The 9,124-nt window shown below is 51.4% G+C and carries 8 protein-coding genes and 1 pseudogene; 3 read left to right on the top strand and 6 right to left on the bottom strand.

The window, feature by feature from the left end; genetic code table 11:
• Nucleotides 1–288: 288 nt before the first annotated feature.
• Nucleotides 289–789 carry a hypothetical protein gene (locus tag EXE41_RS17980; protein WP_137691719.1) on the bottom strand — a complete coding sequence of 167 codons (501 nt, stop codon included), beginning with the start codon at nucleotides 787–789 and terminating at the stop codon, nucleotides 289–291.
• Between the two features lie 225 nt (nucleotides 790–1,014).
• On the opposite strand from EXE41_RS17980, the gene EXE41_RS17975 reads away from it, so the two are divergent.
• Nucleotides 1,015–1,362, top strand: a complete 348-nt coding sequence (locus EXE41_RS17975; protein WP_137691718.1) for a DUF6788 family protein — start codon at nucleotides 1,015–1,017, stop codon at nucleotides 1,360–1,362.
• Between the two features lie 234 nt (nucleotides 1,363–1,596).
• Here EXE41_RS17975 and EXE41_RS17970 read toward each other — a convergent pair whose 3' ends face one another.
• The 5 genes and pseudogenes from EXE41_RS17970 to EXE41_RS17950 form a co-directional block, all read right to left on the bottom strand.
• Nucleotides 1,597–3,201 carry a sensor histidine kinase gene (locus EXE41_RS17970; RefSeq protein ID WP_158294441.1) on the bottom strand — a complete coding sequence of 535 codons (1,605 nt, stop codon included), beginning with the start codon at nucleotides 3,199–3,201 and terminating at the stop codon, nucleotides 1,597–1,599.
• A 285-nt stretch (nucleotides 3,202–3,486) separates the two neighbouring features.
• Nucleotides 3,487–3,918: a TRAM domain-containing protein gene (locus EXE41_RS17965; protein WP_137691716.1), complete on the bottom strand. Its 432-nt coding sequence runs from the start codon at nucleotides 3,916–3,918 to the stop codon at nucleotides 3,487–3,489.
• A 32-nt stretch (nucleotides 3,919–3,950) separates the two neighbouring features.
• Nucleotides 3,951–4,073 (bottom strand): annotated as a pseudogene (locus EXE41_RS20075) (cell division control protein Cdc6); the annotation flags it as partial.
• Nucleotides 4,074–4,289: 216 nt separating this feature from the next.
• Nucleotides 4,290–5,552 carry a Cdc6/Cdc18 family protein gene (locus EXE41_RS17955; RefSeq protein ID WP_137691715.1) on the bottom strand — a complete coding sequence of 421 codons (1,263 nt, stop codon included), beginning with the start codon at nucleotides 5,550–5,552 and terminating at the stop codon, nucleotides 4,290–4,292.
• Nucleotides 5,553–6,421: 869 nt separating this feature from the next.
• The gene (locus tag EXE41_RS17950; RefSeq protein WP_137691714.1) at nucleotides 6,422–6,781 is read right to left on the bottom strand and encodes a hypothetical protein; all 360 of its coding nucleotides are present in this window, start codon (nucleotides 6,779–6,781) and stop codon (nucleotides 6,422–6,424) included.
• Nucleotides 6,782–6,955: 174 nt separating this feature from the next.
• On the opposite strand from EXE41_RS17950, the gene EXE41_RS17945 reads away from it, so the two are divergent.
• Together EXE41_RS17945 and EXE41_RS17940 are read left to right on the top strand one after the other, a co-directional pair.
• Nucleotides 6,956–7,948, top strand: coding sequence for a hypothetical protein (locus EXE41_RS17945; protein WP_137691720.1), 993 nt, complete (start codon nucleotides 6,956–6,958; stop codon nucleotides 7,946–7,948).
• 229 nt (nucleotides 7,949–8,177) lie between these two features.
• Complete coding sequence (locus EXE41_RS17940; RefSeq protein ID WP_137691713.1) at nucleotides 8,178–8,579, top strand: hypothetical protein; 402 nt, start codon at nucleotides 8,178–8,180, stop codon at nucleotides 8,577–8,579.
• Nucleotides 8,580–9,124 lie beyond the last annotated feature (545 nt).

Genomic DNA, 9,124 nt, shown 5'->3' with positions numbered 1-9,124 from the left:
GCTGTGTCGGCTTTTTATCTTCGACCTCCGCGAGAGCGTCGCGGAGGTCGTCAAGAGTGGCGGCGTCAAGCGTGGACATACTTGCTAATCACACTCTAACCTAAAGAATATTTAGCTGACAGTATAACGAGCATCCCGGGGAGAGGTACGCTTTTCACTGTACGGCTACCTAGATAACGGTATATAATGAACTGGGACAGTGAGCGAGAGATGGCGAAGGACGTCGAGGAGAACGAAGAACTGTACGAGGCGCTCGCAGACGACGACACCGACGACGACGAAGAGTAATCAGAGATACTCTTCAGGAAGGACCTCGCCGAAGAACTGAAGCCAGACGCGATACAGCTCGTCCGTTTCATACAATCTGTCGAGATGGATCGGAGGTATCTCTCTTCGAACGTCGTGTGACTCAGCTCGCACCCGTTTGACCCGCTCCGTCGACCATTCTCCCGGTTCGAACCCGTTGTCACGGAGCAGCTTTCGCAATGTAACGATCGCAGTACGGTGGTTCGCATCCGGGAAGAAGTGTTTCCCTACGAGCGCGTGTATCCAGAGCGCGCACTGTTCGGGAAGCGGCCGATCAGTTGGGAACTCCTCGAGAACCCGTTCGATATCGCCATTTCTCACTCGCCAGATCTCCTTACGCTGTTCAAGGAACGACTCGTCGTGTGGATTGTCGTAGTGATGGCCATCTGCTCTCAGAAATTGCGTATTTCGGAATTTGAAGTTCTCCGGCTCGATCGACGAAAGATCCGTGATACGAGAGGCTGGATCCGTCGAGTCTGACATTCGTTACACACCCCAACTCATTCGATCTACATTACTTGTGGGGGGACATGCGTATCCGGTTCCTCATCAGGCCCGGTCGATACTGATGAATGCCCAAAGTGTGGATCTCACGAGATTGCGACCTACGATCTCGAGTAATTGCTGAAGAGCTCACAGTTGGTAAAGCGAGTTCAACTCCTTATGTGTCACCCGAGCGCTAAAGTGGGACTAGTTGTTACATAAGGTATGGAGGAGCCGTCACCACCCACCTCGCTCCCGAAGTATCTCGCAGAGGGGCTCCCAAAACAGGATACGGAGACACTCCACGAGATACGGAACTACGTCGAGGCGCTCATCGAGTATCGCGACCAATCGGTTGACACCGAGGAGTTTCCCGAGACTGCCGAGCCCGTCGACGAGTCCGATAGCGCAGGAAGCGGGACCGTCGTCAAAGAAAAAGTCACCTGTGGCGACGATAGCTGTAAGTGCGCCAGCGGAGACCCCGCGGATATGCACGGCCCGTATCTCTATCGCTACTATCGTGAAAACGGGACGATGAAATCGGAGTACATCGGGAAGCCCGGAAGCGAGTAGGGTGGATCAGGATAGTCAGGGTTCCAATGATCCCATAGAGTGTCATAGAGGAGTTGCCACGATATTTATTTCGTGAATTTACAGCCGAATAAGCCGATAAAACGCACCTGCGTATTGACTGTCAAAAATTCTGCCAGCTCAATGAGAGGTTCAGCTACCTGTGCGAGATACAGGACGCGTATCTCGTACAGTGGCAACTAAAGGAACTTGACCTCCTATCTTGTAATCACCAAGTTACTCTATCTCAGATGCTGCGTTATCGGGAATATCGATTCTTACGGTCGTTCCGTTATCTATTTCAAATAAAACGTCTCCGTTGAGTGCCATCACTGCCAACTTGAGTTGCCACAATCCTAGTCCAGTCGTGTGTTTCAGTGGGTCTTCTGTACCTCTGTCTAGAGCGTTGAGTTCCGCTACAGGAATCCCTGGACCGTCGTCGCTAATGATCACGCAGTAGCCTCCCTCTGAGGTTGTGATCGTTACTACCACCGACGAAGCTGCGTAATTAACCGCATTTTCTAATGTACTTTCGATCGCGCTCGTGGCAGCCCGTTGATTCGTGGCTATCATAGCCGTTTCCGGCATGTCGGTAGTGACGGTCACGTCCGTGCTCGAAAGACGGTCTAATACTGCCTCTACTACTTGCGTGAGATCGACTTGACTGCTAGATTCTTGGGCCGAAACAAACTGATCGATCTGCTTTGCTTGCTGACTGAGAGCAACAACGTCATCGGCAGCCCCAATGATCGATGAACTGTGTTCCTCCACGTTACTTGGAAGGGCCTCAGCGTGGCTCTTTACAATATCCATCCGGTTTCGAAGGTTATGTCTAAGCACTCGGTTCAAAACGGACAGTCGCTGTTGGCTGATCTCACGGTCGCTCACGTCACGAAAGCTGAGTACACTTCCAAGCCTGTTGCCATGTGGACCGGTAACGGCTGATAGCTGCGAATCGTACTGTCGAACCCCAGCAGACGTTTCGAGAGTGATAGTCTCGCTAGCCACGATTTCGTCAATCTCGTACCCTATGACGTCGTCAATTTTACTATTTAGAAGCTCGCTCCGCGTCGTGTCGAGTTTCTCGACGACGATCCGGTTGCTCTGTATGACTTGCTCATCTGCATCAACGACAAACATTAGATCGTCTGTCTGTTTGATCAGCGCCTCTTCACCGAGCGTTCCGACTGCCGGAATCGAATTGAAGAGACCATACCGGTAGCGAGCACCAGCCAAGCCTGCACAGACGGTAATCGTCCCGGCATCAAATACAACCACCATCGCGGTCGCTGTTATCTCAAAGGTTGAGAGGTTCCAGAGCAAGAACGACCCGATAGGGATGGCTGAAAGTGATAGACCCTGCTGTAACGAGAAACGAGCGTCGTTTTTATTTTGTCGAAATAACAAGTAGCAGCCGGAAGCAACCAGCGAAAGTACATACGCAAAAACGACTGTGGCAGTAAAGCCTGTAATCGCTGGTGGTAATTCAACCGGACTTGCTTGGAGACCAACACGGAGTGGGACTAGCAACACCGGTACTGTCAGTGCCACTATCAACCGACGACTGATCGCCGGACGCGCTCCGGTGTACTGAAGCGTAAATACAAACCACGGCGCAGTCATCAGGTTCCAGGTCACAAGTGGCAGGAGCAACCACACCTGATCATTCGTCTCTGGACCCGGAAGCCACGGTATAATACCGACTGCTGCGGTGAGAACGCTTCCAACACCCAAGATGCCGACAGCCGTTGTCAGTGCGAGACGACCGAGCTGTGGATCCATCCGCAGTACTGAATAACTAAACCAACACAGCCAGCCCCCGGCAAAGAGTCCGATAATCAAGAATCCGTATATAAGCGCTACCACGTATGAGAGATAGTATCAGATCATTATACCATTACCGATTGAAACTGCGCAAAATGTAGAATTGCGTCTATTTTGGACGGCCCTCTACTGCTGAGCTGACGCTCTGTATCTCACACGACTTTCCTGACAGGTAGCGGGGAAGTACGCGATCGGTACATGAATGCCCTGTACTGAGCGATCCACAAGTCAGTCAACAAGGTGTGAGAAGAGTTCTATGACACCCTCATCCCAGTCAAATAGACAGGTGCCAGTAAAACGACGTTACAGCGCCCGTGAGTCGGGTTCGACGATGCTGGCAAACGCGACATTCTCTTTGACTTGCTCAATCTCGACCGTCAGCTCATCACCGGGTTGTCCGCCGGGGACGATCACGACGTAGCCGTGTTCAACTTTCGCGATGCCATCGCCTTGATCACCAGTCGTCTCGATCGTCACATCGTGGACCTCACCCTCATCGACAGGCGGACCGTCCGACGTCGGAGTTGGTTCTTGCGCAGCCGATTGGGGTTGTTCTTGCTGGGCTTTCTGGCCTGTCGAAGATCCTGACGCCAGGAGCGCGATGCGGTACGTTTCGTCGGCAGCGAGTGTGTCGTGTTCGATTTCACTCGTCGGGATATCTATGACATATGACCCGTCACGTTCTTCGATTTGAGCGCTGAACAGAGAACGAAGCGAATCAGAAATTTCGATCATCAAGTATCACGATTTTAAGCCAGCCAACGTACCTAAATCTCGTGTTTTACTCCGAGGATATTCATATCCGAGAGGTGGTCACGGACACGACGTTCACTCACGCTATCAGCGTCGAGACGGCCGCAGATCTTCATGTATCGCTCGTAGAGATCACGGGATAGAACAGAATCTCGTACACACCCCCAATTGTAAGTGTTCTACCGAGCGCCGACCCCCATATTGTAAGAGTTCACGGTCGCTACACACCCCCAATTGTAAGTGTTCTACCGAGCGCCGACCCCCATATTGTAAGAGTTCACGGTCGCTACACACCCCCAATTGTAAGTGTTTGACTGGTGGTCCGCCCTCCAGATTGTAAGTGTATCTGGTGCTTACAGACCGAGCTTTGTCTGAATATCGCTACGTGTGTCAGCCTCATACGTGTCTAGGAACTCCTCGGCGCTGTCACCGAAGAGATTTTCGAAGCGGTCCATATTGTAGAGCGTCTCGATGACAACTCGTGGCTCATCCACAATCGAATAAATATACGACCGGCCGCCACGACGACCGAGATTCACTTCTTCCGTTTCGAGAAGCCCAAACATATCAAGCGTGTCTAGATGATCCCGCACACGAGATTCAGAAAGCACATCGATATCGAGGCGATCGCAGAGATCCTTATAGAACGAATAGATGGTTTTGACTTTGGCGTCCGTACTCTGGTCGACATCAAGAAACGTCGTTGCAACCAACACAGTTTGCATCTGGACAGTCAGGCGATTGGTAACGATTCGCTCAGTATTCGCCCGGTCTACTTGTGAGCGGGCGATCCGAACGTGTTCTTCAACAACATGGTCAGCGTCCTCGTGACGAGCTATGTCGCCAGCAGTTTCCAAAAGATCAAGTCCCATTCGTGCATCACCCGTGTCTTGGGCGGTGAAAGCTGCGCACAAGGGAACAACATCGTCACTAAGCACATTCTCGTAGAAAACTAAATCTGCGTAGTAGTTCAATATTGTTCGGAGTTCATTTGCGTCATACGGCGAGAACTGAATCTCTCGTTCGGTTAGTGTGGATTTGACTCGGGGGGAAAGGCTCTCACGGAATTTGAAATTATTACTAATGCCGATAATGCCTACCTTTGCGTGCTCAAGTTCGCCCATCGCATTCGCTCGAGGGAATTCATAGAGGAGCTCCTCATCTTCGCCGAGCTTGTCGATCTCGTCGAGGACAACAAGAATACTCCCCCCAAGTTCGTCGAGCGCGGTATAGATACGATCCCAGAGTGTATCTGGGTGATGACCTTGCTTGAACGTCTTTTCTGAGTAGAGTTCGTTGGCGAGGTGGGTGATGACTTTGTAGGTCGTATCTCGCTTGTTACAGTTGATGCTAAAGACAGTAAGGTTCACTCCGGCCTCTATGGCGTCAGCCTCAAGATACTCAGTTACCTTATGAGTCGTTGCAGTTTTCCCGACGCCTGTCTGGCCATAAATAAACACGTTAGGCGGCCCAAAGCCATCAAGTACGTCTTGTAAAGCCGCAGCAAACGTCTCGATCTCCTCGTCCCGTTCAAGGATCTCTTCAGGATGATATGCCTCTTCAAAGGGCTCCTTCGTCTGAAAGATATCGTTTACACCCTTGAATGGCGAGTCCATATCACGTCGTATTAGGCAACGTACTTGAAACCCGACCTTGTAAGTGTTGTAAGTGTTGTATCTGTTCCTATCTGTCTTCAACACCCCCACCCCGGATTGTAAGTGTTCCATGAGTCAAAACGGTAGGACCGGTTCTACACGAATTTGACATCCTTCCCGCTCCTCGTGGGACAGCACGCCGTTTGTGCGTCCCTGAAGGCGCCCTGACCAGAGCACGAGGGTCTGGCTGTGGTTTGTGAGGAGTGCGTCGGGCTACCGAAGTGACGTTGTGTGCTTGGGTATCCACTTATACCTCACGGGCCGTGACATTAACCCGACTCAACCACGTTGGTCGAGTAGACATCCGACGCAGGGTTGCTTTTTGTTGACCGAGGCTCCAATCTAACTCCAATTTTCGCCTGATGTGCTTACACTACGATACACTGTCGGCCTAATTAATAATCGTGGTTGGCGTCTCCGTTGTCGGATTCACCCCCGCGCTAAAGCACGGGGCTTTCTCCTTGATTCTCGGTTAATCCACTGTTTTGTTGTCGGATCTACTCCTACCTATATAATAATTTATATAGTTATGGGTAGAAGCAACATAATAGAGTATAGTTAAACTAGAAATTTCACATAATTCGGCTCTTAAGCGTGTGTTTACACTTACAATTAGGGGTGTGCGAATGGAGCCATTTACCCGGCTTTTATATAGTACATCTCTGGGCAGTATGTCCCCCCAGGGACCCTAACAGTCGTGAGAACACTTACAATCCGGGGTGGGTGGGGTCACACTTCGAGCGTAGTGTGAAGCAGACAAACCGTTGTAGGTGTGCGATTATTCGTGTCTAGTTTGTAGCTCCACAGAGAATGTTAATGTGGCACGGGAATCATGTGTCCTGCTCAGTGTTTTTTGCGGCTGCGATGCGGTCCGAGAGGCTTTGGGCGAGCCACTCGTTGGCGAGTTCGCTCGCATAATCGACCATCTGTTGATGGTTCATCCCCTTGGTTTCGAATGATTTGTAAACGTGCCATTGTTCCGCGTCTGGATCAAAGACAATCACATGTGTCTTCGCTTTCATATCCAGCAGGAACGCTTCGATCGTGCCAGGGGATGACCCCGGAAAACCCATAGCTCCGCGAATTTTTGGGTTGTCGTTTTCGCCAATCTGTTTCACGATGTCATCGGTAATGGGTTGGCTCGGAAGCGACGAGAGAAACGAAGGTGAGGTTTTTGAACCATCGGTCATATGCGACGATTCGTGGAGAAATATCTTGAATCCGTGGACTCAATCGTATCTTCCTGTTGTGTCTTATCTCCGTCGCCGAAACCGAGAAGTGACTTTCACCCTCCGATGACGAATTGATCGATAATCTCTGTGAGCAACCTCAGACATTTAGCATCTCGCTCTCTCAGAACAAATATGTCGTTTCGGGTCACCTGGCACAATCTTCTTGAGCGGTTAGATGACCTTCCGGAAGGGGCCACGTTCCGAACACCACTCTCGAACGACCGGTTTCAGATAACTGGCGTCCAGGAACACCGTGTCATCATCAGGTTCACAGACCGCGGTGAGTCGAAACCTCTCCAGCAAGACCAGTTCGAGAAACTATATCGGCGTGTCACCGACTCTACCGATGGGTTCGACCTTGATCGACTCCCACCCGATGCGGATCCATACCCGACGGTATTGAGTCTCCATCCACGATTCGAGGTGAATGACGACCAAGGTGTGATCATCGAGACCGAAGAGCCAACCACCTCATTGTTATTGGACGAGGACCCGTCCTCTGAGCCTGCTCCCGACGAACGGACAGAACCCGATCTCGATGTCTACGCGGACGCGCTCTTGCTCGTCGACGCGTTGGAACGCCACGAGGTTACAGCGCTCGAGGAGGTCGAGACAGGGACACTCATCGACCTGTATACCTTGCTTTCGGACGTTCAACGGAACGCTAACGACCTCCGCAAAGAGATCGCGGACACGCTCTTAGACCGACTCCATCACGACCGACCGGTCTCGGGATCGTACGGCTCGGTCCAGCGGACCGCTCGGACGAACCGCTCGCTCAAAGACGATGAGGTGGTGCTGGACACGCTCGAATCAGCCGGGATCGACCGTGACCGGGTGGTGAGCATTGATCGCGGGAAGGTTGACGACGCCCTCGAGGTGACTGATGTCGCTGAACGCGACGTCTACGAGATTGAAGAAACCGAGTACGTTCGGAAAGCCGAGGTGGACGAAGACCGCAAGGAGACGCGGCTCCAAGGGCTGAAAGACCAACTTGCGGCGAGCGATGCTGACGATGCCGACCAGCTTCGTGACGAAGTCGAAGAGCTCGAGTCGCGGATCGAGGAACTGACAGAATTCAAGTCTGGACAGTCGTATCACACGCGCTCGCATGCCGACCGGTGAGTCGGTCTGGCAACGTGACGAGGAGGCGAGACACGCCACGATCGACATCGGTCCTGACATGGGTGTTCTCGAGCTACCGATCAAGAGGGTGTCATAGAACTATTCTCCATGGCTTGATTTCGTTTATAGCTTGATGAATCAACTGTTAGAATGAGCCCGCGTACTATCCAATAGAGTATCTCGACTTTTTGACGGAGAACTTATGACGCTTTGGACGGGAATCTCTAGCATGGGTAAGACGGTTTCCCGCTTCCCGCGTCTGTCGGCCAGTAGTGTCGAACGTTCCCTTGCGGTTCTCTTGGTGGGACTGCTTGGATTGTATGCTCTTGGGACACTTTCGAGTGACATTATTCCTGTACTCGACACGGCGGGCGTGGTTGCCGTTCATCTCGCGCTTGTGGTCGCAGGTATCTTCCCCACTACTGTGCTGGGACACGCCCTGTATACCCGAGTCCGGACTGGAACTGCCAAGCCAAGTCGTATCGAAGTCTTCAGCGCAGTCGTCGCCATTAGTTGTTTGGGTACCGCGCTCTGGCTCACGGTTGATTCGACCTCCAGTCTCAGCACGCCGCTGTTAACGATTGCTACTGGTGCGTTACTCGTTCTCGCCGGTCTCGTGGCTGTCCGGTAATAATGGCGCTGTTGAAATCCTATTCTTCAGATATATTCTCGCCTGAAACAGCCGTTCGATGAGATCTGCTTATTTATTGAGCAATGGCTGACAATGGGCCAACCCACGGCAAACCAAGCGGAAATGAACATTATTGCATATACGGAGTATCCATAGAGAATATTTCCGCTTCCACCGATCTGTAAAGCAATACCTCCGAGGAGATAAGCAATAACAGCGAGGAACCATTCCCTTAGGTCCATATTTTATATTCGGCTATTGAACTCGCTCTTATGTAGAAACGCGGAAAGCCCGTATAATCACACTCAGACAGTTCTAATCTGGCAATATGCCTTCTGCTCAGCCAGTGTTTGGTGGGATGTTTCGGCAGTTGATCGAGCTCGGAGTTATCGAGATCAACATCGAGCCGCTCGATGCCTAATGACTGAGAAAAGGTTTGAAAGCTAATCGGCAAAAGAGGATTGAAGCTCTAAGAGATCCGTACACCAAGTGTACGGCAATCTAATCGTGTTTTCATATTCATCGTAGTTTCACTCGATTAATTT

Origin of the sequence: Halorubrum sp. SD690R (assembly GCF_005435035.1) — an archaeon.
GTDB lineage: Archaea > Halobacteriota > Halobacteria > Halobacteriales > Haloferacaceae > Halorubrum > Halorubrum ezzemoulense.
Note: the sequence above shows the minus strand (reverse complement) of the source record. Positions and strands in the feature narration are given on the sequence as shown.

Coding starts and splice junctions, on each gene's coding strand:
- EXE41_RS17975 (WP_137691718.1), top strand. CDS start 1,015: ATGGAGGAGCCGTCACCACCCACCTCGCTCCCGAAGTATCTCGCAGAG.
- EXE41_RS17950 (WP_137691714.1), bottom strand. CDS start 6,781: ATGACCGATGGTTCAAAAACCTCACCTTCGTTTCTCTCGTCGCTTCCG.
- EXE41_RS17980 (WP_137691719.1), bottom strand. CDS start 789: ATGTCAGACTCGACGGATCCAGCCTCTCGTATCACGGATCTTTCGTCG.
- EXE41_RS17940 (WP_137691713.1), top strand. CDS start 8,178: ATGGGTAAGACGGTTTCCCGCTTCCCGCGTCTGTCGGCCAGTAGTGTC.
- EXE41_RS17945 (WP_137691720.1), top strand. CDS start 6,956: ATGTCGTTTCGGGTCACCTGGCACAATCTTCTTGAGCGGTTAGATGAC.
- EXE41_RS17965 (WP_137691716.1), bottom strand. CDS start 3,918: ATGATCGAAATTTCTGATTCGCTTCGTTCTCTGTTCAGCGCTCAAATC.
- EXE41_RS17955 (WP_137691715.1), bottom strand. CDS start 5,552: ATGGACTCGCCATTCAAGGGTGTAAACGATATCTTTCAGACGAAGGAG.